The organism is Bacillus sp. N6, assembly GCF_052805735.1.
Window position 1 is genome coordinate 3,649,189 of record NZ_CM127843.1, and the last position, 26,528, is coordinate 3,675,716.

Below are 26,528 nucleotides of genomic sequence, written 5' to 3' on the forward strand. Positions count from 1 at the left end.
AAATTTCCATATTAATAAAATGTATTTCTCATACAATCTCCAGTGGTTTTCATATATTTTTCATATACGAGCACAAGAACTTTTTTCCAGAAAAAATTACAGTGTTACTTTTTTGTTACAAAAAATTCACAATTCGTTACATCTTTTACCAAAAAACATCAATATTCCATTGTTAACTTATTTTTTTGTAATAAAAAGAGAGCAGCTACTAAAAGCTACTCTCTTTTTATTTGTTATTGAACTTTCTTTTTCCAAACACCTAGCATAATAGCCGAGACAATTGTTCCAATTAATATAGAGAAAATATATAGTAACGGTTTATTTACTAACGCTATTACAAATAATCCACCATGCGGTGCCGGTAATGTAATTTGGAATAACATAGATAACGCACCTGCAATACTTGAACCAACAACACAACTTACGATTACTCGAACCGGATCTGCAGCTGCAAACGGAATCGCACCTTCTGTAATGAACGATGCTCCCATAATATAATTTGTTAAACCAGATTTACGTTCCGCTTCTGTAAACTTTGATTTAAAGAATGTAGTTGCAAATGCAATCGCAAGTGGCGGTACCATACCACCAGCCATAACTGCTGAGTGCACTCCAAAATTTTGTGCTTCTATTGCAGCAATACCAAACGTAAATGCCGCTTTATTAATTGGACCACCCATATCAATCGCCATCATACCACCTAAAATAAGACCTAGTAATATAGCATTCGTACCATTTAAACCATTTAACCACCCTGTCAACATTTCATTTAATGCTACTACAGGCGGAATTACTACTTTTTGCATTACAACTCCTGTAATCAATAATCCAAAGACTGGATATAACAAAACAGGTTTAATTCCTTCTAATTGTACTGGTAGTCCTGAAAATAATCTTTTCAACCCTAAAACAACGTATCCAGCTAAGAAACCAGCAATTAATCCACCTAAAAATCCAGCATTCGCATTCGCCGCTAAAAATCCACCTACAACACCAGGCATAAAACCAGGACGATCAGCAATAGAGCTTGCAATAAATCCAGCTAAAATTGGTACAAGGAATAAAAATGCACCTGTTTTTCCTCCACCAATTGACATGAACAATTCAGCTAAAGGACCTTCCGCCTTTATACCACCAAACGAAAATGCTAGCGCTATTAAAATCCCGCCACCAACAACGAATGGAAGCATATTACTTACACCGCTCATTAAATGCTTATAAATTCCTAATCCTTTTTCTCTCTCAATACTTTCTGTTTTTCCATCCTCTTTTACACCTTTAAAGATTGGTGCATCTTGTTTGACAGCTCGTTTAAGCAGATTTTCCGTTTTTCTAATCCCATCAGCAACTGGCACTTGAATGACATGTTTACCAGCAAAACGATTCATTTCTACTTGTTTATCTGCCGCAACAATAATAGCTGTTGCACGTTCAATATCCTCTTTCGTTAAACCGTTTTTAATACCTGTTGATCCGTTTGTTTCAACTTTAATCGCTATCCCTAACTCTGCCGCTTTTGCTTTTAAGCTATCCGCCGCCATATATGTGTGAGCGATTCCAGTTGGGCAAGCTGTAACAGCAAGTACGTATGGTTCATTTCCTTCTGGTTTTGCAACTTCAATCTCTTCTTCTTTTTCATTCTCTTTTTCATCAAATAGTTGAAGAAGCTCACTTTCATCCTTCGCTTCTAATAGTTGCTTGCGAAATCCTTCATCCATTAATAATGTCGATAAACGAGACAACGTTTCTAAATGAGTATTATTCGCTCCTTCACTTGCAGCAATCATAAAGAATAAGTGTGCCGGTTGTCCATCAAGCGACTCATAATTGATACCGCTTACACTTCTACCAAAACAAATCGATGGTTGTTTAACAGCCTTTGTCTTCGCATGAGGTATTGCAATACCTTCCCCTATTCCAGTCGTACTTTGGGACTCCCGCTTTAAAATAGCTTCTTTAAATTCCGTTTTACTATTTAAACGATTTGCCCCGTTTAATTTCTCAACTAATTCATCTATGACAGCTTCTTTATTTGAAGCTGTCAAATCCATAATGACTGTATCCCTTTTTAATAGTTCTGTAATTTTCATATGTTGCTTCCCCCTATCGCTTAGCTACAATTACTTGCGACAATAATTCTTCTACTTTTTCCTTCTTACATAAATCAGCTGAAAATGCTGTTGCACTCCCTGTTGCAACGCCGTATTGAAATGCCTTTTCAATATCTTTTGTCTGTTCATATTTGCCTACAAACCCTGCAACAAGAGAATCTCCGGCCCCAACTGAATTAATTACAATACCTTTTGGAACAGTCGCTTCATATATACCTTCTGCCGTAAATAATAAAGCTCCCTCTCCAGCCATCGATACGATAACGTGTTTTACACCTTGTTCAATTAATTTTCTTCCATAAGGTAAAACGTCCTCTACTGTTGAAAGCTCCACTCCAAACAACTCACCAAGTTCATGATGGTTTGGCTTAATTAAAAATGGCTTATTTTTAATTACATGTTGCAGTGCACTTCCACTTGCATCTACTACTACACGAATACCTTTTTCAGCTCCAAACGCAGCAATTGATTCGTAAAAAGTACTTGGAATAGAGATCGGTACACTCCCAGCGAGTACAACACAATCTCCAGGTTGCATACTCTCAATTTTTTTCATTAACTGTTCGAACTGCTCTTTTGTTACAATAGGACCTTGCCCATTTAATTCTGTTTCTTCTTTCCCTTTTATTTTCACATTAATGCGAGTATCTTCATCTACTTGGACGAAGTTTGTTGTTACACCTTCCGTCTGTAATACCTCTTTAATAAATTGACCAGTAAATCCACCAGTAAATCCAAGTGCTATATTTTTAACACCTAAACGTTGAAGAACACGAGAAACATTAATTCCTTTTCCTCCAGGAAACTTCATATCTTTCTCCGCTCGATTTATTGTTCCTAAATCAAAAGAAGGAACTTGCACTACATAATCAATAGATGGGTTTAAAGTAACTGTATAGATCATTGTTTATCAGCCTCAATTACATTCGTTTGTTTTTTATATTTTTCTAAATCAATTTCTAAATGGTTTGTAATAATATTTGCATCTTCAACATTTGCAATTTTCGCAAACGCAACTTCTGAAAACTTACTTTCATCAATTAAGAAATATCCTTCGTTTGCTAATGTTAATGCCATTTGTTTTAGGAGCGCTTCTTCTGGATCTGGCGTTGTAAAGCCAAGCTGTTCATGTACACCATTTGCACCTAAAAAACATTTATCAAAGCGATACTTCTGCATACTTTCCTGTGCCATAGCACCGATTAAAGCTTTCGTCCTACTCTTCATCATTCCGCCTAGTAAATACGCACGAATATTATTTTCAACTAAAGCTTCAATATGCATAAGTCCATTCGTAACGACAGTAACATCTTTATTGATTAAAAATGGAATCATTTCAAATGTTGTACTCCCTGCATCTAAATAAATACAATCACCTTGTTCAACAACGCTAGCCGCATAATTAGCAATTTGTTGTTTTATTTGAATGTTTTTGGATGATTTTTCAACCATCGTTGGTTCTTGCCCTTTTCCTGTTAAAACAGCGGCACCACCATGAACTCTTTTTAATAACCTTTGCTTTTCCAATTGTGCTAAATCACGGCGAATTGTCGACTCAGAGCTTTCTGTTCTTTCAACTAATTGCTGTAATTTTACAACTTTCTGTTCTTTTACAAGTTGCAATATCATTTGATGACGTTCAGGAGTTAACATTTTATTCACCTCTTCTTTGATTACAGTATAATGAAAACGGTCACAAAAATCAACCATAAACAATCAAAAATAATCACAAACATTCATAAACGATTATACAAAGCAAAAAAAGAAACCTATTCGATCAAACAATCAAATAGGTTTCTTTTCTAAATTCACTTATAAAGAAGCTTTATATATACTTAGAACATCATCTTTATTTAATTTTTTAAAGTTACCAAATTCACCATACGCCATCGCTTTATTAGCCATTATATCAATTTCATTTTCTCCAATACCGTAATCAGCTAATGTTGCTGGCGCTTCAATTGAAGTCCAAAATTGACGCAGTGCCTCAATTCCTTCTAACGCCACTTCTTTATCTGTTTTTCCATCTGTTTCTATTTCAAATACACGAATAGCGAACTGTTTAAAACGACTTACATTTTCCTCTACAACATGTTTCATCCAGTTAGGGAATAGAATTGCTAAGCCGCCTCCATGCGGTATATCATGAACCGCAGAAACTGCATGCTCAATATTATGAGTTGCCCAGTCACCTCTTACTCCCATCGCTAAAATGCCGTTTAACGCCATAGTACCACAATATAAAATAGTTTCTCTATGCTCATAATTTTCTAAATCACTTAAAAGCTTGGGAGCTGTCTCAATTACTGTTTTTAAAACAGATTCACAATAACGATCTTGTAGTTCTGTATTCGTTCCATGATGGAAATATTGTTCTAATACATGTGACATAATATCTACCATACCATAAATCGTTTGATCTCTCGGCACAGATGCAGTATGAACTGGATCTAAAATTGAAAACTGCGGGAATGTAACTGGGCTTCCCCATCCATACTTTTCATTCGTTTCCCAATTTGTAATTACCGAGCCTGCATTCATTTCAGAACCTGTCGCAGCAAGAGTAAGTACAGTACCAAATGGTAATGCCTCACTAGCAAATGCTTTTTTCGTTACAATATCCCATACATCTCCATCATATTTGCTACCAGCAGCAATCGCTTTCGTACAGTCGATTACACTTCCTCCACCAACTGCTAAAATAAATTCGACTCCATTATCTTTACAAATTTGAATCCCTTTCTTTACAGTTGATACACGAGGATTCGGTTCAACACCCGTCAATTCAAATACTTCTGCATTAATATCCTTTAAAATAGAAATCACATTATCATAAATACCGTTTCTTTTAATACTGCCTCCTCCATATACGAGAAGAACCTTCTTACCAAACTGTGGAATTTCAGTTTTTAACTGTTCTAATTGATCTTTACCGAAAATAAGTTTCGTTGGATTACGAAATACAAAATTTTGCATATTTCTTTACCATCCCTTCTATATGAAAAGCAACTATACTTTTGTATACCATATTTTTTTCATTTCACAAAAAGATTTGCTTAATAAAAAAATCCCAGCCTACAGGCTGAGATTTTTTTATTGATAATAAGGTGAGATCATTAAGTAAACAATAACACCAGATAAACTTACATATAACCAAATCGGCATCGTCCAACGTACAATTTTACGGTGACGTGTTAATTGATTTGTAAAACCAAATACAAGCGCAAACAATGCAAGTGGTACGATAATTGCTGCTAGGATAATATGTGTAATTAAAATGATGAAATACACATATTTAATGAATCCTTCTCCGCCAAAATGTGTTGCCGGTGCTAAGTAATGATACGATAAATACGACACACAAAATAGTAAAGTTGTCGTAAATGCTGCAAGGATGAAACCACGATGCATTTTCACATTCTTTTTAATAATAGAGAATAACGCTGCTAATAAAAATACGAACGTAAAGCTATTAAAAATCGCGTTTAACATTGGTAAAATCGTTACATCAAAATGTACTTCTCCTTCATAGCCAACAGGTCCAAAGAACAAAAATAAAATAATCGCATTTACAATTACAGAAAGCGTTATCACAATAGGAGCATAGCTTTTCTGATTTGTTGATTGATCCACCAAAATGGTCACTCCCTCTTCCTTCAAGTATGTATACATAACCTCACTATTTTAACATATTATTCACAGTGTAAATGTGACAATAGTTTGACACAGCAAGACAAAACAAAGAAAAAAATCCTTCTTAATAAAACTTCTTAAGAAGGATTTTATCGCTTTATTATTCAAATAGCAACGCGATTAATTTTTGTTAAAAAATGTATCGCTATATGCTTGAAAAATTTCAGACACTTGATATCCCATTAATGAAATTGCTGTTAATGAAAAGAAACCAATCATAAGAAATCGAAACCACATATAAATCTCCTCCTTGTATTTAGCTTAAAAAACGTTAGCTACCTTACAAGTTGCGTGGCACTCTTCATCATCACTTTCCTTCTTCTTTACAATTGCTGTTATAAATCGAATCATAAAGAAAACTACAAAAGGAAATTGTTCGTAATTCACATTGGCATAGTTTAGCAACGGCTCGCGCTGCACATCGAACGGAGATGAGAAGGAATAGAACATACCTTGCTCTTCCATATATACAATTACAATTTTCATGCAAAATACTATTCCTAGAAACGAAACAATATCTTGCCATTCTGTCGTATATAACAGGTTATACAGCTCTAATACGTACTCTTCCATCATCATCCCCCCTTCCTTTTTTACCATTTTGCTCGCCTTCGTATAAAAAGTCAAGAAAAAAGTTTATATCCACTATGACAATAGTAATTACTTGTTTCTATGATTATATATGATTCTTTTATAGCAATGACTGGGTGTAACTCTCTTCGAAAATAAGAAAATTAGAATCGAACAGATTCCTCATTCTTACTTTTAGGATTCAAAACTGTGCTATTTTTATTTCTATTAAAAATAAAATAAGAAAGTATGATAAGAACTGTAACAAACATTGTTAAAAGTGCTTGTGAACGTAAAGTATCAATTGCGAACATCGCAACTAAAACTGCTATAATAGCAGCAATTGTAACATACGTAACATACGGAAAAAGCCACATTTTCACTTTCAAATTTTGTTGTTCTACTTTCCCCATTTTTTTACGCATCTTTAAATGAGAAACTGCAATAACGAGATAAACTAGTAACGCAATCCCGCCAGATGCATTCACTAAAAACAAAAAGACTTTATCTGGAGAAATATAACTAAACACAACTCCAATATAAGCGAAGAAAGTTCCAAATAAAACGGCTCGAACAGGAACACCACTACTGTTCAATTTTAAAAATGACTTTGGCGCATCTCCTCTTTCTGCCATTGAAAAAAGCATTCTTGAATTTGTATATAATCCTGAATTTAAGCAAGAAAGTACAGCTGTTAAAACGATAAAATTCATAATTTGTGCTGCCGCTGGTATTCCTATATGTTCAAGTACAGCTACAAATGGACTTTTTAATATGTTTGCTGAATTCCATGGCAGTAGTGTAACAACTACCGCTATAGACCCAATAAAAAATACAAGAATACGCCAAATCACACTGTTTGTTGCTGTTTTTACTGCTTTTACAGGTTCTGCAGATTCACCAGCCGCTACTGCTACAATCTCTGATCCCATAAATGAAAATATAACAACAGTAATTCCAAGCAATACCGAACTTATACCGTTTGGCATAAATCCACCTTGTCCAATTAAATTCGAAGTGCCGGGTGCTTCTGTTCCTGGAACAAATCCTAAAATAACAGCAAGACCTAAGCAAAGGAACAAAACAATACTTATTACTTTAATAAAAGAAAACCAATATTCAAACTCTCCAAATGATTTCACCGAAAAAACGTTCGTCAGCGTTAATAAAATTGTTAATATTAAACTTAATAACCAAAGCGGTATTTGTGGAATCCAATATTGGATAATACCAGCACCTGCTGTGGCTTCTATTGCAATAACAATTACCCAGAAAAACCAGTATAACCAGCCTATTGTATAACCCGCCCATGGACCAATTGCTTCTCTTGCATACGTTGCAAATGAACCACTTGTCGGATTTACAGCTGCCATTTCTCCTAGCATTCTCATGACGAAAATGACTAGAAGTCCTGCTAATGCATATGAAACGATAGAACCAGGTCCTGCCGAATGTACAACGGCACCACTTCCAACAAACAAACCAGCCCCTATTACGCCGCCAATTGAGATCATTGTAATGTGGCGTATTTTGAGATCTTTCTTTAGATTTTTATCCAACTCTTGTACATCCCCTTCCAAACTAAATTTTGAAATTTATGTAAGAGTACTGTGCGAAAGATTTTGTCCTATACTTTAAAATATATCAAAATATTCTGAATTTAACAATTACAATTCAATCTCCTTCAAAGATTATTACATTAGGTTTAATACTTTCCCATACACAATTGTTGAGAAAATTATAGTCCTCTTACAAAAGAAAGAATTTTCAGATATTATTAAATAAACAAGATTATACATCTAGACAACTTTTTGTATAGGAGTGTTGATATGTTAAACAAGTTCAAATTTTTTTGTTGTATTTTAGTACTGTTCTTACTACTACCGCTATCCCCTTTCCAAACACAAGCAGCAAACAATTTAGGTTCAAAATTACTCGTTGGATACTGGCATAACTTTGATAACGGTACTGGCATTATTAAATTAAAAGACGTTTCACCAAAATGGGATGTAATCAATGTATCTTTTGGTGAAACTGGTGGTGATCGTTCCACTGTTGAATTTTCTCCTGTGTATGGTACAGATGCAGACTTCAAATCAGATATTTCTTATTTAAAAAGTAAAGGAAAGAAAGTAGTTCTTTCAATAGGAGGACAAAATGGAGTCGTTTTACTTCCTGACAATGCCGCTAAGCAACGTTTTATTAATTCCATACAATCTCTAATCGATAAATACGGTTTTGATGGAATAGATATTGACCTTGAATCAGGTATTTACTTAAACGGAAATGACATTAATTTCAAAAACCCAACTACTCCCCAAATCGTAAATCTTATATCAGCTATTCGAACAATCTCAGATCATTATGGTCCAGATTTTCTATTAAGCATGGCTCCTGAAACAGCTTATGTTCAAGGCGGTTATAGCGCATACGGAAGTATCTGGGGTGCATATTTACCAATTATTTACGGAGTGAAAGATAAACTAACATACATTCACGTTCAACACTACAACGCTGGCAGCGGGGTTGGAATGGACGGTAATAACTACAATCAAGGTACTGCAGACTACGAAGTCGCTATGGCAGATATGCTCTTACATGGTTTTCCTGTAGGTGGTAATCCAAATAACATTTTCCCAGCTCTTCGCTCAGATCAAGTTATGATTGGGCTTCCAGCAGCACCAGCGGCCGCTCCAAGTGGTGGATACATTTCGCCAACTGAAATGAAAAAAGCTTTAAATTATATCATTAAAGGAGTTCCGTTCGGAGGAAAGTATAAACTTTCTAACCAGAGTGGCTATCCTGCATTCCGCGGCCTAATGTCTTGGTCTATTAATTGGGATGCAAAAAACAACTTTGAATTCTCTAACAATTACAGAACATATTTTGATACTCTTCCCTTGCAAAAATAATAAAAAACAACAATAGGTTATAGGTCCTATTGTTGTTTTTTATTTATGAAAATTACTTTGTCACATCTAAAGTTTTAAGAAACTGTTTTCCATCGACCTACATCGCACGTTCCTTGGAATCATATTGTTAAATATTCTAGTTACTATTTTGCTTCAACACAAAAACTGAAAGTTCAGGTACACTCCAAAATCTAACAGGCATCCTAGTAGTCCCAATGCCACGATTTACATATAAATATAACTGCTTACTCTTCCCCTCTACTTCATACATACCTTCAACATAGCTCTCAGCTAGTTTGGTAGTAATTAATGGACCTACAAAAGGAATTTGTACTTGCCCTCCGTGACTATGTCCTGATAGTTGAAAATCAACTGGGTAACGATTTATTTTGGTTACAACATCCGGCTCATGTACTAATAACATGTTGAAATCATTTTGTTTCAAGTTTTTTAAAGTTGAATCTATTTGTGGCTTCCCTAATAGAAAATCATCCAAACCTGATATTGTAATATATTTGCCGTTTTCCACTTTAATTTTCTGCACTTCATTTACTAATACAGAAAAACCAGCTTCCTCCATATATTTTTTGTAAAATAAACTACCTCCCCCGCCCCTATCATGATTCCCAAACACAGCATATTTCCCTAAGGGCGCGTAAATTTTCTGCAAAATAGCCTTTGCTTCTTCTCTTTCCCCACTATAAGACCCAAATTTATCTATTAAATCTCCAGTAAAAACTACTATATCTGGATGTAATTCATTCATCTTCTCCACCAAGTGTTCAAGTTGCTTCAATGTAAACTCTGGCCCTAAATGTACATCCGAAAACTGTAATACTTTTTTATTATTAAACTCTTTAGGAATTGTAGAAGCTTCTATTTCATTCCACGTAACTGTTACTAGTTTTCGTTCTATTTCTGTCGCATAATAATACAAACTTACTGGTATCATTAATATACTTATAAAACTAATAATAAATATCTTTATGATTGATTTTTTTCGTTCTTTTTTTACATGATTCGTATTCATGTTTTCACCTCTAGAAACACTTTAAATCCTTATTGTTACATTAATGTGACAACATGAACAATGTTCTTAATATGTAATTCCCTCCCTATTCACTTTGACAATTTTATACAGAAGTCATAACATGTTTTTATAATACGTAGATTTTTGAATTTTTTCTATTCATTCCATCATTTTATTACGGAGGGGTTATTCATGTCTGTATTTACACCAGAAGAAATTACGGAACTTGCTGCGAATTCCGGAAGGAAAAAAGCTCATTTATCATTACTCCCTATGCTAATTCTCGGTTTTTTTGGCGGTGCTTTTATCGCATTAGGGTATTTACTCGATATTCATGTTATTGGAACAATGCCAAAATATTGGGGATCATTTACTAGTTTTCTAGGCGCTGCTGTATTCCCTATTGGTCTTATTCTCGTTATTCTTGCAGGCGGTGAACTAGTAACCGGTAACATGATGACAGTTTCTATGGCCTGGCTCCAAAAGAAAATTACTTTATTTTATTTCATACGAAATTTAGTTATTGTTACATGTAGCAATTTCATAGGGGCTGTATTTGTAGCCTACTTTTTCGGTCATATCGTTGGCTTAACTGAAGGAGCTTTTTTAGCGAAAACTATTTCTATCGCTCAAGCGAAACTACAAGATACACCATTGCAAGCATTTATTTCTGCAATCGGATGTAATTGGCTCGTTTGTTTAGCTGTTTGGCTCAGTATGGGAAGTAAAGAATTTATCGGAAAGATTATCGGTATTTGGTTCCCGGTTATGACTTTTGTTGCGATTGGATTTCAACACGTTGTAGCCAATATGTTTGTCATCCCAGCCGCGATTTTTGCCGGTCATTTCACTTGGGCTGAATATTTTCCAAACTTTATTTTTGTTTTCTTTGGAAATTTAGTAGGAGGTATGTTATTTGTAGCACTACCTTACTTCATATCTTATAATAAGAAACTACCTTCTTATCAAGAGAAGACTGAAATGAAGAACAAATCTCTGTCCGCTTAAATGGAATGTCTATAAAGTGCCCTAAAAAATATTACAAATTTCATTTTTTTTGCGAATATATGTACGTACACTTGTTCTCGAATGTTTTATACGTTATAATAACAACTTAAATAGCATTATTTACATATGAGGTGAAAAACATGAACAAAACAGAATTAATTAAAAACGTAGCACAAAATGCTGAGATTTCTCAAAAAGAAGCTACTGTAGTTGTACAAACTGTAGTAGAATCAATCACTAACACTTTAGCTGCTGGTGAAAAAGTACAACTTATCGGATTCGGTACATTCGAAGTTCGTGAAAGAGCTGCTCGTACAGGCCGTAACCCACAAACTGGTGAAGAAATGCAAATCGCAGCTTCTAAAGTACCTGCTTTCAAAGCTGGTAAAGAACTAAAAGAAGCTGTAAAATAATGAAAAATATCCTTCTCATTTATGAGAAGGATATTTTTTTCATAACATAATTAATAAAAATCTGACCATTATGCTGTTTCTTCTGTTCCTTTATGCAAATAAAACCTTTACTTTCAAAGAAAGGTTTTGCTGTAATACTCGCTTCTGTATAGATTTCCCTATGCCCTAGGTTCACTGCTTCTTTTTCTAACTTCTGTAATATCGATGAGGCTATCCTTTTCCCTTGATAATATTTATGTGTAAATAAACGATCTACGTAATGATCCTCATTATAATCTCCAAATCCGACTATCACACCGTTATGATCCGCTACATAACTAATATTCTTTTCTAAAGACTTTAACCAGCTTTCTCTATCTAGTCGATCTGGTGCCCATGCCTGTAGCTGTAACTCATTATAATCTTTTGCATTAACCGTATGAACTGTTTCATAGAACAATTGTAATACTTGCTTTAAATCTTCTTTCTGAAATGTTCTAATTATAATATCTTTTAACATATATAAGTCTCCTTACCAAACTACCTCTTAACTTTTCTACTACATACGATTCAATAATTCTTCTTTATTATATCGTTTTAATTTCTATACGAACAAAAAAACAATACTTATTCAAAGTATTGTTTTTTAATTCTATTCAATTACTTAATGTAGCTTTTTAAGATTTTAATTTAACTCTTTGTAATCGTAATGCATTTAATACAACGGATACAGAACTAAATGCCATCGCTGCTCCAGCAACCCAAGGGGCTAAGAAACCTAATGCCGCAATTGGAATTCCTAACGCGTTATAAGCTAATGCCCAAAATAAATTTTGTTTAATATTTCTTATCGTCATTTTACTCATAAAGATCGCATCAGCAATACTGTTTAAATCACCGCGGATTAACGTTATATCCGCTGCTTCCATCGCTACATCCGTTCCCGTTCCAATTGCCATACCAATGTTCGCTGTAGCAAGAGCAGGAGCATCATTTATCCCGTCTCCAACCATCGCTACTTTCTTACCATTTGCTTGCAGTTTTTTCACTTCTTCTGCTTTTCCTTCTGGCAATACTTCTGCAATTACGTGATCAATACCAACTTGCTTTGCAATTGCCTGAGCAGTTTGTGTATTATCCCCTGTAATCATCACAACGTCTAGACCCATTTTTTTCAGTCTTGCGATAGCTGCTTTTGAAGTATCTTTCACAGTATCTGCAACGGCAACTATACCAGCATATTCTTTATCGATTGCAATAAGCATTGCTGTTTTTCCTTCTCGTTCTAGCGCTTCCATTGATTTTGAAACTTCTTCAATATTAATATTGAATTTCTTCATTAATCGACGTGTGCCAATTAGTAATTGTTTTCCTTCTACAACTGATTCGATACCGAATCCAGGAATCGCTTCAAACGTTTCTGAACTTGGAATATCAATTTTCTTTTCTTTAATTCCTTCTACAATCGCTTCTGCAAGTGGGTGTTCAGAATTTTTTTCTGCCGCACCTACTAAACGTAGTATTTCTTCTTCATGGAATCCATCTGCTACAATTATATCTGTTAACACAGGCTTTCCGTTTGTCACAGTACCTGTTTTATCTAGAATAACTGTATCTAATCGGTGCGTTGCTTCTAAATGCTCTCCACCTTTAAATAAAATACCATACTCAGCCGATCTTCCTGATCCTGCCATAATAGATGTAGGCGTTGCAAGACCTAATGCACATGGACAAGCGATAACAAGTACTGCTATCATTTTCTCAAGTGCTCCGCCAAAATCACCAGGTGTAACAAATATCATCCATACTGCAAATGTGATAATCGCAATCACAACTACAACCGGTACGAAAATACCTGAAATTTGATCTGCTACCCTTTGAATAGGAGCTTTTGAACCTTGAGCCTCTTCTACTACTTTAATGATTTGAGCTAATGCAGTATCTCTGCCTACTTTAGTTGCTTTCACTTTTAAAAAACCATTTTTATTTATTGTCGAACCTATTACTACATCCCCAATTGACTTATCAACAGGAATACTTTCACCCGTTAACATCGATTCATCAATCGCTGATTTTCCTTCTACAATCTCACCATCTACTGGTATTTTTTCACCAGGCTTTACATAGACGATATCACCAGCTACTACTTCTTCAATCAAAATTTTTATTTCTGTTCCATCTCGCACAACTGTAGCTGTCTTCGCTTGTAAACCCATCAATTTTTTAATTGCTTCTGATGAGCGCCCTTTTGCTTTCGCTTCAAATAATTTACCTAAAATAATTAATGTAATAAGTACCGCACTCGTTTCAAAATATAAATCTGTCATATGTTCCGAAGAACCAATAGATTGAATACTTAAATATACACTATAGAAATACGCGGCCGACGTTCCAAGCGCTACGAGAACATCCATATTCGCACTTTTATTACGTAACGCTTTATAAGCTCCAACATAAAACTGTCCACCAATGATAAATTGAACAGGAGTTGCAAGTGCTAGTTGCACCCAAGGGTTCATTAACATATCCGGTAAATAAATAAATGACGTAAATGAGAAATGACTAACCATTGCCCACAATAATGGGAAAGATAAAATAAACGAAATAATAAACTTCTTCTTTTGTCTTTCAATTTCTTGTAATCGATGATCAGTTGATGCATCTTGATCATCTAGTTTCACTTCTAATTTATATCCTAACTTCGTAATCGCACTCTTCATTTCATTTACATTAACTTCATCAGGATTAAAGTCTACTGTAGCTGATTCTAAAGCAAAATTTACTGTCGCTTTGTTTACACCATCTAACTTATTTAAACGCTTTTCAACTCTATTTGCACATGCTGCACATGTCATTCCTGAAACAGTAAATTCAGCTTTATCACTTACAATTCCATATCCTAACGATTCAACTTTTTCTTTAAACTGTCTTGGATTTGTTTTAGTTGGATCGTACATTATTTTTGTTTTTTCAAGCGCAAAATTTACATTTGCCTCATGAACACCTTCTACTTTTTTTAGACCTTTTTCAATTCTATTTGCACATGCCGCACATGTCATTCCTGATATTTGAAGATTAGCCTCTTTTTTTTCATTCATGTCTCTCACCTCTATATACCCTTATGAGGTATAATTATTAGCAAAATAAATCGTACTTCATTTAAAGTACGATTTATTTCCATATCTAAAAATAATTATTGAACATCGTATCCTTGGTCTTCGATTACAGCAACGATATCTTTTAATGTTACGGCAGACGAGTCGATAGTAACTTCAACAGTTCCTTCTGCTAATTGAACCTTCACTTGTTCAACACCGTTTAGCTCTTTCACACTGCTTTCGATAGCATTTACACAATGTCCACAAGACATACCTTCAACTTGTAATGTTAACTGTTCCATTTAAAATCCTCCTCTTGTTTCTTCATTATTTGTTAATCACAATTACATCTTACCATACCCCCCTAAGGTAATCAATGGTTTTATATCATGATTTTTCAATTATTTTCTAAAAGTTTATTTTACACACACTTTTTCACATCAATACCCCGAGATCTTATTATGAAGGTAAACAAAAAAACAAGCCAGTGACATACTAGCTTGTTTTTACGCTTTTGAAAAACGTTCAAATACAGTCATTAATTCTTCAATTGCTTCGTCACCATTGCCATCTTTAATAGCACCTGAAACACAATGACTTGTATGGTTTTTCAATACACCCATTCCTACTTTTTTCATTGCTGCATTAATCGCTGAAATTTGCACTAAAATATCTACGCAATAACGATCATTTTCAATCATGTTTTGAATACCGCGGACCTGTCCTTCAATTCTCTTTAATCTATTTATAATCTGTTCTTTTTCTTTTTCTGATCTATGTGTTACTGCTTCATGCTCTTTATGATCCATATTATCACCTTCTTAAAGTTTCTCTTCACCCAATAAAACAATTGTTTTTTATGAGTATATCAATTATAGCATTAAATATCTACGCATGATACCCCATAAGAGTATATTTACGCTTTATGATTATTCTTAACAACGCATTAGCTTCTTAATCTCAATTTTCAGTATACCCTTTCTTTTTGTCAAAAAAATCATTATATCTCTCATCAAAATTCAATAAAATAAAACAAGAATAAGCGGGGATTACCCGCCCCCGCTTATTCTTTGTCTATAATATTAAAAACTTAATTTTCAGCTATTTAATCCAAGAATTTTTTCTTTCCATATATAATTATTGCTGATCGCATACTTTTGTATCATTCACTACTGAAGTTCCTTCAATGGTTACCGTATGAAAACAGTCATTTACTCGAACTGTTACAACATTATCTTGCCGATCAATGATATGATATTCATTAAAATTTTTATTCAGAGCACTGCGAATTTGTTCTCCTTCATAAATTGGGATGCCATGCGATAGAACCCAAATAAGTCCAGCGATAGCAAGAATAGTTTTCATACGATCTACCTCCTTGGGAATATAGTGAACTTTTAATCCATACTTTTTCAGCTCTACAAATCATGATTGAAATAAACCAAGCCTTTTTGGAAATAAGTTCATTTCGTCTATTTTATGTTTATGCTAATTGTGACCGTTTTGTGACAACTTTTTGTCTCTTTAGACGAAAAGTTGAAACAAAACTTTCGAAAAGGACAATTCTACATATTAAAAAAGGTTATGGAATGTTTTATCCATAACCTTTTTTCCTATACGTAACTAATAAACCTCAATCCTTTACTTAAAGACGTCGGCACAACAGATGCATGATTCTCCCCTTCAGCTTCATAAAACTTAAATTTAAGTTTATCGTGGTTTACTTGGAGAAGGCGCTCTGATAATTCATTTGCACCTACAACCATATGCTCTCGTTCAAGTGATCCAACTGTAAGGAACACTCCTGTTTCAAACTTAGCATTGTTTAATTCAATTATAAGGTTCTCTTCTTTTTCAAGAACGGATTTATTATTCCACCATATAGATGGACTACTAATAAAATAATTTTGAAAAGCATTCAAGTTTGTAAATAGTATATGCAAAGCGAATAGGCCACCTAAAGAATGCCCAAATAAAGTTTGCTTACCTTTATCAATCTCAAAATTCTTTTCAATTTGTGGTTTCAGTTCTTCTTCAATAAAAGTAAAGAAATTATGTGCTCCTCCTGTTTTAGGCCACGGTTTACCGTCTGGTTTTAAAGGGGCATCTTTTGAAATTACGCTAGGCGTAAAATCATAGCACCTTTCTTCCCCTGAAAATGCGCCTTCAATTGGATAACCCACTCCTACTATAATAGCTGGTGAAACACCGGTTTTTTCCGCTCTTACTGATTGTATTTTAACTGCTTCATGAAATGTTTGAAAAAAGGCATTGCCATCTAATACGTAAATGACAGGATATCCTGAATCCGGTGCTGGTTGCCTCGGCTTTGAAATATGAATTTGATATTCCTTACCTTCTAATTTTGAATACATTTTCCACTGCTCTGTATTAGATGTTATAATCTGCTGTTTTTCAACTGTAGTATTCACCCTATCCCCCCCTTTTTAACTTGTTACATATATTTCGATTTTTTCTTCTTGAGATACAACGCTATCATAACCGAAACAAACAGGAGCCCCGTTATACGGATCAATCATGACACGTGCATCAATATGAAATACTTCTTTTAACACTTCATTTGTAATGATTTCTTCCGGGCTACCAGTTGTAACAATTTCTCCTTCCTTCATTGCAATAATTTCATCTGAAAATCTTGCTGCATGGTTAATATCATGTAATACCATAACAACCGTACAATTATGTTCTTTATTTAACTTCTCCACAATTTGTAATACATCTAATTGATGAGACATATCAAGGTATGTAGTTGGCTCATCTAATAGCAACACTTCTGTCTCTTGTGCTAATGCCATCGCTAGCCATACCTTTTGTCTTTGACCACCTGATAAATTTGCAATTTGTCTCGTTCGAAATTCAGAAGTTTTCGTTATATCTAATGCCCAATCAATCATTTCTTTATCTTTTGTCGTTAACTTATTTACGTTATTTCGATGTGGATAGCGTCCATAAGAAATTAATTCTTCCACTTTAAGCTCACCTGGTGCAATTGGAGTTTGCGGGAGTAAAGCTAACTGCTTCGCAATTTCTTTCGTTGGAATTGTATGTAAATCCTGTCCTTGCAAATATACTTTACCGCTTTTTTGTTTTAAAATTCTTCCCATTGTTTTTAACAATGTCGATTTACCGCAACCGTTTGGACCTATAATTGTCGTTACTTTTCCTTCTTGTATTTCCACATTTAAATCGCGAAACACTGTAAGCTTTTCATAACTTGTTTCTAAATTTTTTGCACTTAAAATACTCACTTTTATTCCTCCTCTTACGCTTTCGCCTTATAAAGTAAATATAAGAAATATGGTACACCGACAATAGAAATAACGATTCCAACTGGTAGCTCTACAGGTGTGAAAACTGTTTTCGCAATAAAGTCTGAAGCAATTACAAGAAACATTCCGATTACGCCGCACGTAGGAATTATATACTTATGTTGAATACCGACAAGCCTTTTCGCTATATGCGGTGCCATTAAGCCAATAAAACCGATACTCCCTGAAACAGCAACACATGCGCTCACAAGCCCGATACTACTTAATAGTAAAATCGATTTCTCTCTTTCTACTGAAACACCTAAACTTGTAATACTCGTTTCTTCCAATTGAAATAAATCTAATAAATAAGCTTTCTTTTGTATAAGCGGAATTAAGATAATAAGCCATGGTAACATAGCCACAATATACTTCCAGTTCGCACTATATATGCTTCCAGACACCCACACTGCGGCCATTTCAAAATCAGTTGACTTCATTTTGAGTGATAAATACATAGAAAAGGCTCCAAATCCTGATCCAATTGCAATTCCTGTTAATAAAAGTCGCTGCGAATCTAATTTACCGTTTTTCCAAGAAAACAGATAAATGATGATAGCTGCACCTAATCCGCCTACTAAACCAAACATTGGCATCATCATAATAGAAACCCAGTCTGTGCTTTTTAATTGTCCTTGAAAGAAAAATATAAAAATGACGATCGCTGTTCCTGCTCCGGCATTTACTCCTAAAATACCTGGGTCCGCCAATCCATTTCTCGTAATCCCTTGAATAACAGCACCCGCAACACCAAGACCTAATCCTACTAATCCAGCAATTACGATACGCGGAAGACGAAACTCAAAAATAACTAAATCATGTTCTGGTACTGGATCAATTCTAAACAGTGTTTTAAATACATCTGTAATCGTAATATCGAACGTACCATTTGTTAAACTAATATAAATAGCACATAGTATTAAAAATATAATAATCCCCATCGTCATTCCGAAACGTTGACTTGAACTTTTAGGCATGTCGCTCTCCTCCTCTAGTACGGATTAAATAAAGGAAGAAAGGAATTCCAATTAAAGAGGTAACGACTCCAATAGGTGTTTCAAATGGATAGTTTACAAATCTACTCAAAACGTCACATAACGCTAAGAAAACGCCACCAATAACACCTGCACATGGCAAAATCCACTTATAATCTACCCCAATTATAAAGCGGGTAATGTGCGGAATAATTAAACCTACAAAACCAACTTTCCCCACTAAAGCAACTGCTGTTCCTGTTAAGAAAATTACCGATAAAATTGCCATCGCTTTAACTAGTTTTGTACGTTGCCCTAAATTAATAGAAACCTCTTCGCCTAATGAAAGAATGGTAATAGATTTTGATATTAACAGTGCTAAAATTATTCCAATTATCCCAAACGGTATCGTGATTTTAATGATATTAGGATCTACTTGATCTAACTTTGCATTAAACCAAAAACTAACATTTTGAGAAATTTGGAAATACGAAGCCATTGCAGCCGATACACTACTTAAAAATGTTCCAATAACTGTTCCTATAATCGCTAACCTAACTGGTGATAAGCCATTTTGAAGGAGCGAACCAAAACCAAACACGATACCGGCTCCTAGTGCAGAACCAATCATTGAACATAAAACCATACCAATTGATGACATTCCCGGAAGAAAAATCATGCTAAGTGTAATAACAAAGGCAGCGCCATCCGTCACACCCATAATAGAAGGGGATGCAAGATAGTTTCTTGTCATCCCCTGCATAAGTGCTCCTGATATGGCTAGAAATGCTCCGACTAAAAGAGCTGCAACTACCCTTGGTAAACGTGAAGTAATAATAATATTATGATTTACATCGCTTGAATCAAAATGAAATAATGCGTTCCACACTGTTTCAGCGTCAATACTTTTTGCCCCATACAAAATCGAAAGTATAACTGTAAATAAGATGAGTATGGGTGCTATACATAATATAGTTACTGGTACTGCATTTGTTTTCTGCATATCATTCAACGCACCTTACTTATTGTATTATTTAGATAAATTTTTCACTGCTTCTTTTAAGAATGCTGTTTTACTCCAAGCTGTACCACCTTGTGCCATTGGGTCTACAACATTTACAAATACTTTCTTTTCTTTCGCAGCGTTCATACTTTGCCAAATTGGATTATTTTCAATATCTTCTAGCACTTTCGGTTTATTATTTTCACTTGCTTCGTATTGCAAGAAGATATAATCAGGATTAACTTCAGCTAATTTTTCTAAAGAAATTTTTTCTTGTGCTTTTACCGTTTTAAGTTGTTCTGGAGCAGTTAGTCCAAGATCTTTATAAATTACAGGGTTAAAGTATACTCCTTCTGGGTATAGGAATAAGTCATTTGCTCTTAGTCTAATGACAAGTACTTTTTTATCTTTTAACTTATCTCCTAGTTTTGCTTTTGCTTTTTCAGCGTCCGAATTGTAGTCTTTAATAATTTTTTCTGCTTTATCTTTTTTACCAGTTAATTCTCCCATTAACTTTAAGTTATCTTCCCAATTTGTTGAAACGTGTGATACCGGGAATGTAGGAGCTACTTTCGTAAACTTTTCAGCTGTTTCTGCTGGGAATTTCGTACTTGATGTAATAACGTCTGGTTTTAATTGAAGTAATGTTTCGAAATTTGGTTCCATTTTCTCACCAACAGATTTCGCACCTTCTAAATCTTTCTCAAGATACTTCGGTAATTTACCACCAACAGTAATGGCACCAACTGGTTTAATTCCAAGTACTGCCGCATCTTCCATTGACTCTAAACTAGCTGTCGCAATTTTATCTACTTTTGCTGGCACTGTATATTCTTTACCTAAATATGTAATTTTACGTTTTTCATCTTTTTTCGTTTCCGTAGCTTTTGTCTGTTGTTTTTGCTCGCCTGAAGTTTTATCCGCACTATTACATGCCGCTAAACCTACACTTAAAACTGTAACCATCCCTAATGTAAATAACTTCTTATTCATCTTTATATATCTCCTCTCGAATTTTCCAAACTATATTCTCAATAAAATTTAACTATATGAAACTTGTCTTACATATATATTTCATTAGATTAATAATTCTATCCAGAACTCATTCTCGTTCACTTCCCCTAAGCTATAATTCTTTTATACCTCATCCATTGATAATATTTTTCATTGATAATGATTATCGTTACTAAGTATATATTTAATATGCAATTATTTCAAGAAAGATTTGAAAAATTTTAACAAACTGAATTAAAAAAGAAGTATCCGCCTAATGTTAGATGGATACTTCTTTTTTTAGAAATTTATATGTAATTCAACTGGACAATGGTCAGATCCCATTACTTCACTATTAATTTTCGCTTCTGTTATTTGGTCTTTCATTCTTTCCGAAACAACAAAATAATCTAAACGCCATCCGATATTTTTCGCTCTCGCGCCCATACGATACGACCACCACGAATATGCACCTTCTTGATTAGGATAAAGATAACGATACGTATCAACAAATCCTTCTTCTAAAATACATGTAAATTTCTCTCGTTCCTCATCAGAGAATCCAGGGTTTTTACGATTACTTTTTGGATTTTTTAAATCGATTTCTTTATGAGCAACATTTAAGTCTCCACAAAAAATTACTGGTTTTTTCTCATCTAATCGTTTGATATAGGACCTGAAATCATCTTCCCATTTCATTCTGTAATCTAATCGTTCTAATCCACGTTTTGAATTTGGTGTATATAACGTTATCATGTAAAAATCTTCGAATTCTAAAGTAATAAGTCGCCCTTCTTGGTCATGCTCTTCAATGCCTAAACCATATGTAACTGAAAGCGGTTCTTTTTTCGAAAAAATAGCTGTTCCTGAATATCCTTTTTTCACAGCATAATTCCAGTATGTATAATATCCCTCTAGATTTAAATCAATTTGCCCTTCTTGTAATTTAATCTCTTGTAGACAAAATATATCAGCACTTGATTCCTCAAGATATTCCAAAAATCCACCTTTTGCGATAACAGCTCGCAAACCATTTACATTCCATGAAATTAACTTCATTTATAGTCCTCCTCTTGATGTTTATTTCCAAATTTCATGCTATCACAAAATAGAAAACAATCATATTTTCACCTTTGTAATCTTGCTCTTACATTTATGAATACATACATACGCACTTTATTCAGGTTATACTAATTTCAGAGGTGATGTTCTATGCACAATGGAGGAGTTACATTAACAAATGAGTATTGGCAAGCAATTATTCATAATGATTCTTCCTATGATAGCAAATTCTTTTATGCTGTGAAATCAACTGGAATCTTTTGCAGACCATCATGCAAATCAAGAATACCGAATAGAAACAATGTACGAATTTTTCATCATGCAGAGCAAGCATTAAGTGAGAACTTTCGCCCGTGCAAACGTTGTAAGCCAAATGGGATCACTTTACCTAATGAAGAGTGGGTAGAACAAATTAAAGACTATATCGAAAAGCATTATGACGAATCCTTAACTCTCGACATGCTTGCGGAAATGTGTCACGGTAGCCCTTTTCATTTACAACGTACTTTCAAAAGAATAATAGGGTTAACTCCTATAGAATATATACAACAATTCAGGGTTCTTAAAGCAACCGAATACCTTTTACACACAAATCAATCTATTAAAGAAATTAGTACTGCTGTCGGGATAGAAAACCCAGAGTATTTCGCAACTTTATTTAAAAAGAAAACCGGATTTACTCCTACTGAATATCGAAAAAAGAACGAAATGAAAGAGGGATACGATAATGAATTCCTACAAAAATAATTATATATATTGGACGCTACTTACACATAAAAATTGGCGATTTCATATTGCTGCAACTGAAAATGGACTATGTTTCATTGGATCACAAGACGAAAACTTTGAAGAATTAAATATATGGGCTAGAAAAAAACTGCCCCAACATATATTGACCCATAGTCCAGATTACTTGCAAATATATACGCAAGAAGTTATCGAGTATTTAGAAAACAAGCGAGAAACTTTCACATTTCCTATCGATGCTTATGGAACTAATTTTCAATTATCTGTTTGGAATACGGTACGTGAAATTCCTTATGGAAAGACATATTCTTATACAGAAATTGCTGAAAGAATTCAAAAACCTAAAGCTGTGCGCGCCGTTGCTTCTGCTATTGCTGCTAACCCTCTTCTTATTACCATTCCTTGTCACCGCGTTATTGGGAAGAATGGGAAACTAACCGGATTTAGGGGCGGATTAGAAATGAAGAAAAAATTGCTTACATTAGAAAAGTTGCAGGTGGAATTCATATGACAACAGAATATAACAGCGCATTATCTATAGCAGTTCCAAAAGAATTTTGTTTCCAAGAAAATTTACGTTATCTATCACGTTCTAACAATGAATGTATGTTCCATATTGAAGATAACAAAATTTATAAAGTTATCCCTGTTCAAGATGTAAATCCTTTAGTTGAAATTAGTGTGAATACAGATGGAAATATTCAAATACGTTGTTTAGAAGAACCATATACATCTGAAAAATCGATACGTGAAGCTGTAGTTAACTATGTAAAAGAATGGTTTGATTTAACTACTGATTTAGCCCCATTTTATACATTAGCTAAACATGATTTACTCCTTCAAGGACCAATTGAACAATATTATGGCCTTCGTACTTTAGGCATTCCAGACTTATTTGAGGCACTTTCCTGGGGAATTATCGGTCAACAAATTAACCTAACATATGCTTATACGCTAAAAAGGAGATTAGTTGAGCAATTTGGAAGTTATGTAGAATGGGACGGTAGAAAACATTGGATATTCCCATCACCTGAAACAATTGCAAATCTACATGTAGAAGATCTCCAACAATTAAAAATGACGACTAGAAAATGTGAATATTTAATCGGTATTGCGAAGCTTATTACAGAGAGAAAACTATCAAAAGAGGATTTACTGCAAACACAAGATGTAAAGGTTGCTGAGAAACAATTAACCGCCATCCATGGTATAGGCCCCTGGACTGCCAACTATGTTTTAATGCGTTGTTTAAGATTTCCTTCAGCTTTTCCAATTGATGATGTCGGTCTCCATAATGCAATTAAATTTATAACAGGTTCCGAAAATAAACCGAATAAAAATGAAATAAAAGATTTCGCGGCAAACTGGGCTAATTGGGAGTCTTATGCGACTTTTTATTTGTGGCGAGTACTATATTAAAAGAACCAAGTAGCACATTTGTACTACTTGGTTCTTTTTTACGCTTGCTCCTCAAAACGTCTTGCAATTTCCACAATAACTTGAACGGCTTTTTCCATAGTATCTACCGAAACATACTCAAATTTACCGTGATAGTTTTCACCACCAGTGAAAATATTCGGCGTCGGTAATCCCATATATGATAATTGTGATCCATCTGTGCCTCCGCGAATCGGATGAATATTTGGTTCAATGTCTAAACTTTTCATTGCTTCATATGCAATATCAACAATTTCTCTTACCGGTTCAATTTTTTCAAGCATGTTATAGTATTGATCATTCATTTCTAAAACGACTGCATCTTTCCCATACTTCTCTTGCATTTGTTTCACAATATTTTCAATGGTATTTTTACGTGTTTCAAAATTTTCACGATCAAAGTCTCGAACAATATAATACGCTTTACTTTGCTCAACATCACCATTTAAAGAGAGTAAATGATAGAACCCTTCGTATCCTTCAGTATACTCTGGTGCCTCTTCTACTGGTAAATGCCCGTTAAACTCCATAGCCAGTTTAGTTGCATTGCGCATTTTATTTTTCGCTGTTCCAGGATGTGTATTCGTTCCGTTAAACGTTAACTTAGCACCTGCAGCATTAAAACTTTCATACTCTAAACCACCTAATGGACCTCCATCCATCGTATAAGCGAATGATGCACCAAACGCTTCTACATCAAAATGCGCTGGCCCACGACCAATTTCTTCATCCGGTGTAAATGCTACTCTTATTTTCCCGTGCTTAATTTGCGGATTATGTATTAAATGGTTCATTGCAACCATAATTTCTGTAAGACCAGCTTTATCATCTGCTCCTAGCAGTGTTGTACCATCAGTTGTAATAATGGTATGTCCTTTATATGATGGTAATTCCGGGAACTGCTCTGGTGTTAACACAACATTTAGCTCTTCATTTAACGTAATTGCATTACCATCAAAATTTTCATGAATTTGTGGTTTGACGTTTTTCCCTGTAAAGTCTGTTGCCGTATCTAAATGAGCTAAAAATCCGATTACAGGAACATCCTTGTCCGTATTAGCTGGAAGTGTTGCCATTACATAGCCATTATTATCCATCGTTACTTCTGTTAACCCAATCTCTTTTAGCTCTTCCACTAATAACTTACCAAACTCAATTTGTCCTGGTGTTGTTGGTACTGTATGGCTTTCTTCATTCGATTGCGTATCAATTTTTACATATCTCGTAAATCTTTCAATAAGTTCTTGCTTCAAGTTCATTCACTCCCTTTTATGTTTCTCTCTCCATTATAATCCTTAAAACGAAATATTTTAACTTTTTTGACTGTGAAGATGTATATTTCATTTACATTGTTAACATTTTTAAACGAATGATAAAAAGACATAATATTTGTACATTAAAACCGTAACAGGTAACATACATAATTATAAAATATGGGAGGTTGTAAAGATGAGGCTAACTCTCTTTCGCTATTTTCTTTTTTTCTTAGGATTAATTTTCTTTGGCCTTGGAAACGCTCTTGCAGTCAAAGTTAAATTTCTCGGCTTGCACCCTTGGGAAGTTTTAAATATGGCTCTCTACCAAAAGTTTGGATGGACCATCGGTACGTGGAGTGTCATATGTGGGTTATGTCTCGTTCTAATATCTTTACTAGTAGATCGAAAATATATAAATGTGGGGACATTTTTGAATGCACTACTTATCGGTCCCATTATGGACTTTTTCTTACAATCAAACATGCTTCCAGACGCTAGTAATTATTTATGGATAAACTTACTCATTTTATTTTCTGGTATTGCCATTACAGGTATCGGGGGAGGTATGTACGTTGCGGCTGGGATTGGCGCTGGACCCCGTGATGGATTCATGCTTACTATTTCAGACAAAACAGGACTTTCTATTAGCCGTGCTAGAATCATAGTAGAATGTATTGTACTAGTTATTGGATTTATGCTAGGAGGTCCTGTTTTCATCGTAACTTTTCTGTACACCTTTATTCAAAGTCCAATCTTTCAGCAATCATTTAAGATGTTTCAAACACTTTTACATACTTTACATGGCAAAAAGAAAATTAGTGAGCATATTTAAAGTACAGCTTAATACAAATAAATTCACCCTATTTACGACTCTCATCGCAAATAGGGTGTTTCTGTTTTTATCTCGCAATTT

27 protein-coding genes are annotated in these 26,528 nt (G+C 34.4%); 7 read left to right on the forward strand and 20 right to left on the reverse strand.

Annotated elements, in window-relative coordinates; genetic code table 11:
• Positions 1 to 233: 233 nt before the first annotated feature.
• The 7 genes from ACUXVC_RS18705 to gabP form a co-directional block, all read right to left on the reverse strand.
• Complete coding sequence (locus ACUXVC_RS18705; protein ID WP_000704609.1) at positions 234 to 2,090, reverse strand: PTS fructose transporter subunit IIABC; 1,857 nt, start codon at positions 2,088 to 2,090, stop codon at positions 234 to 236.
• Between the two features lie 13 nt (positions 2,091 to 2,103).
• Complete coding sequence (gene pfkB, locus ACUXVC_RS18710) at positions 2,104 to 3,015, reverse strand: 1-phosphofructokinase (protein ID WP_089171634.1); 912 nt, start codon at positions 3,013 to 3,015, stop codon at positions 2,104 to 2,106.
• The gene (locus tag ACUXVC_RS18715; protein WP_000957288.1) at positions 3,012 to 3,764 is read right to left on the reverse strand and encodes a DeoR/GlpR family DNA-binding transcription regulator; all 753 of its coding nucleotides are present in this window, start codon (positions 3,762 to 3,764) and stop codon (positions 3,012 to 3,014) included. Before ACUXVC_RS18715 ends, pfkB begins: the two co-directional genes overlap by 4 nt.
• Positions 3,765 to 3,923: 159 nt before the next feature.
• Positions 3,924 to 5,087 carry an iron-containing alcohol dehydrogenase gene (locus ACUXVC_RS18720; RefSeq protein WP_089171635.1) on the reverse strand — a complete coding sequence of 388 codons (1,164 nt, stop codon included), beginning with the start codon at positions 5,085 to 5,087 and terminating at the stop codon, positions 3,924 to 3,926.
• A gap of 117 nt (positions 5,088 to 5,204) precedes the next feature.
• Positions 5,205 to 5,747: a DUF420 domain-containing protein gene (locus ACUXVC_RS18725; RefSeq protein ID WP_000228315.1), complete on the reverse strand. Its 543-nt coding sequence runs from the start codon at positions 5,745 to 5,747 to the stop codon at positions 5,205 to 5,207.
• Positions 5,748 to 6,065: 318 nt separating this feature from the next.
• Positions 6,066 to 6,404, reverse strand: coding sequence for a hypothetical protein (locus ACUXVC_RS18730; protein WP_003271231.1), 339 nt, complete (start codon positions 6,402 to 6,404; stop codon positions 6,066 to 6,068).
• Positions 6,405 to 6,538: 134 nt separating this feature from the next.
• Positions 6,539 to 7,933, reverse strand: a complete 1,395-nt coding sequence (gene gabP, locus ACUXVC_RS18735; protein ID WP_000360113.1) for a GABA permease — start codon at positions 7,931 to 7,933, stop codon at positions 6,539 to 6,541.
• 270 nt (positions 7,934 to 8,203) lie between these two features.
• Here gabP and ACUXVC_RS18740 point away from each other — a divergent pair, with 270 nt between their 5' ends.
• Positions 8,204 to 9,286: a chitinase gene (locus tag ACUXVC_RS18740; RefSeq protein ID WP_053563792.1), complete on the forward strand. Its 1,083-nt coding sequence runs from the start codon at positions 8,204 to 8,206 to the stop codon at positions 9,284 to 9,286.
• Between the two features lie 136 nt (positions 9,287 to 9,422).
• Here the strand turns inward: ACUXVC_RS18740 and ACUXVC_RS18745 are convergent, their stop codons facing one another.
• Positions 9,423 to 10,316 (reverse strand): metallophosphoesterase, encoded by an 894-nt coding sequence (locus ACUXVC_RS18745; protein ID WP_098127413.1) that lies wholly within the window; start codon positions 10,314 to 10,316, stop codon positions 9,423 to 9,425.
• 192 nt (positions 10,317 to 10,508) lie between these two features.
• On the opposite strand from ACUXVC_RS18745, the gene ACUXVC_RS18750 reads away from it, so the two are divergent.
• Positions 10,509 to 11,324, forward strand: coding sequence for a formate/nitrite transporter family protein (locus ACUXVC_RS18750; RefSeq protein ID WP_089171637.1), 816 nt, complete (start codon positions 10,509 to 10,511; stop codon positions 11,322 to 11,324).
• A 140-nt stretch (positions 11,325 to 11,464) separates the two neighbouring features.
• The gene (locus tag ACUXVC_RS18755; RefSeq protein ID WP_001043904.1) at positions 11,465 to 11,737 is read left to right on the forward strand and encodes an HU family DNA-binding protein; all 273 of its coding nucleotides are present in this window, start codon (positions 11,465 to 11,467) and stop codon (positions 11,735 to 11,737) included.
• A gap of 19 nt (positions 11,738 to 11,756) precedes the next feature.
• On the opposite strand, the gene ACUXVC_RS18760 is transcribed toward ACUXVC_RS18755, so the two are convergent.
• From ACUXVC_RS18760 to ACUXVC_RS18810, 11 genes are all read right to left on the reverse strand, one after another.
• Entirely contained in the window at positions 11,757 to 12,236 is a 480-nt protein-coding gene (locus ACUXVC_RS18760; protein ID WP_069356102.1) for a GNAT family N-acetyltransferase, read from the reverse strand.
• Positions 12,237 to 12,393: 157 nt separating this feature from the next.
• Positions 12,394 to 14,814 carry a heavy metal translocating P-type ATPase gene (locus tag ACUXVC_RS18765; RefSeq protein WP_089171638.1) on the reverse strand — a complete coding sequence of 807 codons (2,421 nt, stop codon included), beginning with the start codon at positions 14,812 to 14,814 and terminating at the stop codon, positions 12,394 to 12,396.
• 95 nt (positions 14,815 to 14,909) lie between these two features.
• Positions 14,910 to 15,116, reverse strand: coding sequence for a copper chaperone CopZ (gene copZ / locus ACUXVC_RS18770; protein ID WP_000436973.1), 207 nt, complete (start codon positions 15,114 to 15,116; stop codon positions 14,910 to 14,912).
• A gap of 204 nt (positions 15,117 to 15,320) precedes the next feature.
• On the reverse strand, positions 15,321 to 15,623 hold the full coding sequence (locus ACUXVC_RS18775; protein WP_000349636.1) for a metal-sensing transcriptional repressor: 303 nt from the start codon (positions 15,621 to 15,623) through the stop codon (positions 15,321 to 15,323).
• 328 nt (positions 15,624 to 15,951) lie between these two features.
• The gene (locus ACUXVC_RS18780) at positions 15,952 to 16,179 is read right to left on the reverse strand and encodes a hypothetical protein (RefSeq protein WP_089171639.1); all 228 of its coding nucleotides are present in this window, start codon (positions 16,177 to 16,179) and stop codon (positions 15,952 to 15,954) included.
• A gap of 248 nt (positions 16,180 to 16,427) precedes the next feature.
• Positions 16,428 to 17,246, reverse strand: coding sequence for an alpha/beta hydrolase (locus tag ACUXVC_RS18785; RefSeq protein WP_001098701.1), 819 nt, complete (start codon positions 17,244 to 17,246; stop codon positions 16,428 to 16,430).
• Positions 17,247 to 17,261: 15 nt separating this feature from the next.
• Positions 17,262 to 18,083, reverse strand: coding sequence for an ABC transporter ATP-binding protein (locus ACUXVC_RS18790; RefSeq protein ID WP_000025764.1), 822 nt, complete (start codon positions 18,081 to 18,083; stop codon positions 17,262 to 17,264).
• A 14-nt stretch (positions 18,084 to 18,097) separates the two neighbouring features.
• Positions 18,098 to 19,120 (reverse strand): FecCD family ABC transporter permease, encoded by a 1,023-nt coding sequence (locus tag ACUXVC_RS18795; protein WP_095690309.1) that lies wholly within the window; start codon positions 19,118 to 19,120, stop codon positions 18,098 to 18,100.
• The gene (locus tag ACUXVC_RS18800; protein ID WP_001173064.1) at positions 19,113 to 20,120 is read right to left on the reverse strand and encodes a FecCD family ABC transporter permease; all 1,008 of its coding nucleotides are present in this window, start codon (positions 20,118 to 20,120) and stop codon (positions 19,113 to 19,115) included. Before ACUXVC_RS18800 ends, ACUXVC_RS18795 begins: the two co-directional genes overlap by 8 nt.
• Before the next feature lie 27 nt (positions 20,121 to 20,147).
• Positions 20,148 to 21,113, reverse strand: coding sequence for an iron-hydroxamate ABC transporter substrate-binding protein (locus ACUXVC_RS18805; RefSeq protein WP_001035498.1), 966 nt, complete (start codon positions 21,111 to 21,113; stop codon positions 20,148 to 20,150).
• A 300-nt stretch (positions 21,114 to 21,413) separates the two neighbouring features.
• The gene (locus ACUXVC_RS18810; protein WP_000767622.1) at positions 21,414 to 22,172 is read right to left on the reverse strand and encodes an exodeoxyribonuclease III; all 759 of its coding nucleotides are present in this window, start codon (positions 22,170 to 22,172) and stop codon (positions 21,414 to 21,416) included.
• A 153-nt stretch (positions 22,173 to 22,325) separates the two neighbouring features.
• On the opposite strand from ACUXVC_RS18810, the gene ACUXVC_RS18815 reads away from it, so the two are divergent.
• From ACUXVC_RS18815 to ACUXVC_RS18825, 3 genes are read left to right on the forward strand one after another with little or no spacing between them, the layout of a single operon-like run.
• On the forward strand, positions 22,326 to 22,922 hold the full coding sequence (locus ACUXVC_RS18815; protein ID WP_095690308.1) for a bifunctional transcriptional activator/DNA repair enzyme AdaA: 597 nt from the start codon (positions 22,326 to 22,328) through the stop codon (positions 22,920 to 22,922).
• The gene (locus ACUXVC_RS18820; protein WP_001089840.1) at positions 22,903 to 23,433 is read left to right on the forward strand and encodes a methylated-DNA--[protein]-cysteine S-methyltransferase; all 531 of its coding nucleotides are present in this window, start codon (positions 22,903 to 22,905) and stop codon (positions 23,431 to 23,433) included. Before ACUXVC_RS18815 ends, ACUXVC_RS18820 begins: the two co-directional genes overlap by 20 nt.
• Positions 23,430 to 24,341 (forward strand): DNA glycosylase, encoded by a 912-nt coding sequence (locus ACUXVC_RS18825; protein WP_089171642.1) that lies wholly within the window; start codon positions 23,430 to 23,432, stop codon positions 24,339 to 24,341. Before ACUXVC_RS18820 ends, ACUXVC_RS18825 begins: the two co-directional genes overlap by 4 nt.
• 38 nt (positions 24,342 to 24,379) lie before the next feature.
• On the opposite strand, the gene pepT is transcribed toward ACUXVC_RS18825, so the two are convergent.
• Positions 24,380 to 25,612 (reverse strand): peptidase T, encoded by a 1,233-nt coding sequence (gene pepT / locus ACUXVC_RS18830; protein WP_446025816.1) that lies wholly within the window; start codon positions 25,610 to 25,612, stop codon positions 24,380 to 24,382.
• Positions 25,613 to 25,808: 196 nt separating this feature from the next.
• On the opposite strand from pepT, the gene ACUXVC_RS18835 reads away from it, so the two are divergent.
• Positions 25,809 to 26,447 carry a YczE/YyaS/YitT family protein gene (locus ACUXVC_RS18835; protein WP_001241256.1) on the forward strand — a complete coding sequence of 213 codons (639 nt, stop codon included), beginning with the start codon at positions 25,809 to 25,811 and terminating at the stop codon, positions 26,445 to 26,447.
• Positions 26,448 to 26,528: the final 81 nt, after the last annotated feature.

What these genes read in the sequence shown, in the direction of transcription:
- ACUXVC_RS18765 (WP_089171638.1), bottom strand. Translation starts at nt 14,814, where the DNA reads ATGAATGAAAAAAAAGAGGCTAATCTTCAAATATCAGGAATGACATGT.
- ACUXVC_RS18815 (WP_095690308.1), top strand. Translation starts at nt 22,326, where the DNA reads ATGCACAATGGAGGAGTTACATTAACAAATGAGTATTGGCAAGCAATT.
- ACUXVC_RS18755 (WP_001043904.1), top strand. Translation starts at nt 11,465, where the DNA reads ATGAACAAAACAGAATTAATTAAAAACGTAGCACAAAATGCTGAGATT.
- ACUXVC_RS18775 (WP_000349636.1), bottom strand. Translation starts at nt 15,623, where the DNA reads ATGGATCATAAAGAGCATGAAGCAGTAACACATAGATCAGAAAAAGAA.
- ACUXVC_RS18835 (WP_001241256.1), top strand. Translation starts at nt 25,809, where the DNA reads ATGAGGCTAACTCTCTTTCGCTATTTTCTTTTTTTCTTAGGATTAATT.
- ACUXVC_RS18820 (WP_001089840.1), top strand. Translation starts at nt 22,903, where the DNA reads ATGAATTCCTACAAAAATAATTATATATATTGGACGCTACTTACACAT.
- ACUXVC_RS18810 (WP_000767622.1), bottom strand. Translation starts at nt 22,172, where the DNA reads ATGAAGTTAATTTCATGGAATGTAAATGGTTTGCGAGCTGTTATCGCA.
- pfkB (WP_089171634.1), bottom strand. Translation starts at nt 3,015, where the DNA reads ATGATCTATACAGTTACTTTAAACCCATCTATTGATTATGTAGTGCAA.
- ACUXVC_RS18715 (WP_000957288.1), bottom strand. Translation starts at nt 3,764, where the DNA reads ATGTTAACTCCTGAACGTCATCAAATGATATTGCAACTTGTAAAAGAA.
- ACUXVC_RS18705 (WP_000704609.1), bottom strand. Translation starts at nt 2,090, where the DNA reads ATGAAAATTACAGAACTATTAAAAAGGGATACAGTCATTATGGATTTG.
- ACUXVC_RS18745 (WP_098127413.1), bottom strand. Translation starts at nt 10,316, where the DNA reads ATGAATACGAATCATGTAAAAAAAGAACGAAAAAAATCAATCATAAAG.
- ACUXVC_RS18800 (WP_001173064.1), bottom strand. Translation starts at nt 20,120, where the DNA reads ATGCAGAAAACAAATGCAGTACCAGTAACTATATTATGTATAGCACCC.
- ACUXVC_RS18740 (WP_053563792.1), top strand. Translation starts at nt 8,204, where the DNA reads ATGTTAAACAAGTTCAAATTTTTTTGTTGTATTTTAGTACTGTTCTTA.
- ACUXVC_RS18760 (WP_069356102.1), bottom strand. Translation starts at nt 12,236, where the DNA reads ATGTTAAAAGATATTATAATTAGAACATTTCAGAAAGAAGATTTAAAG.
- ACUXVC_RS18825 (WP_089171642.1), top strand. Translation starts at nt 23,430, where the DNA reads ATGACAACAGAATATAACAGCGCATTATCTATAGCAGTTCCAAAAGAA.
- ACUXVC_RS18795 (WP_095690309.1), bottom strand. Translation starts at nt 19,120, where the DNA reads ATGCCTAAAAGTTCAAGTCAACGTTTCGGAATGACGATGGGGATTATT.
- copZ (WP_000436973.1), bottom strand. Translation starts at nt 15,116, where the DNA reads ATGGAACAGTTAACATTACAAGTTGAAGGTATGTCTTGTGGACATTGT.
- ACUXVC_RS18730 (WP_003271231.1), bottom strand. Translation starts at nt 6,404, where the DNA reads ATGGTAAAAAAGGAAGGGGGGATGATGATGGAAGAGTACGTATTAGAG.
- ACUXVC_RS18780 (WP_089171639.1), bottom strand. Translation starts at nt 16,179, where the DNA reads ATGAAAACTATTCTTGCTATCGCTGGACTTATTTGGGTTCTATCGCAT.
- ACUXVC_RS18720 (WP_089171635.1), bottom strand. Translation starts at nt 5,087, where the DNA reads ATGCAAAATTTTGTATTTCGTAATCCAACGAAACTTATTTTCGGTAAA.
- ACUXVC_RS18750 (WP_089171637.1), top strand. Translation starts at nt 10,509, where the DNA reads ATGTCTGTATTTACACCAGAAGAAATTACGGAACTTGCTGCGAATTCC.
- ACUXVC_RS18805 (WP_001035498.1), bottom strand. Translation starts at nt 21,113, where the DNA reads ATGAATAAGAAGTTATTTACATTAGGGATGGTTACAGTTTTAAGTGTA.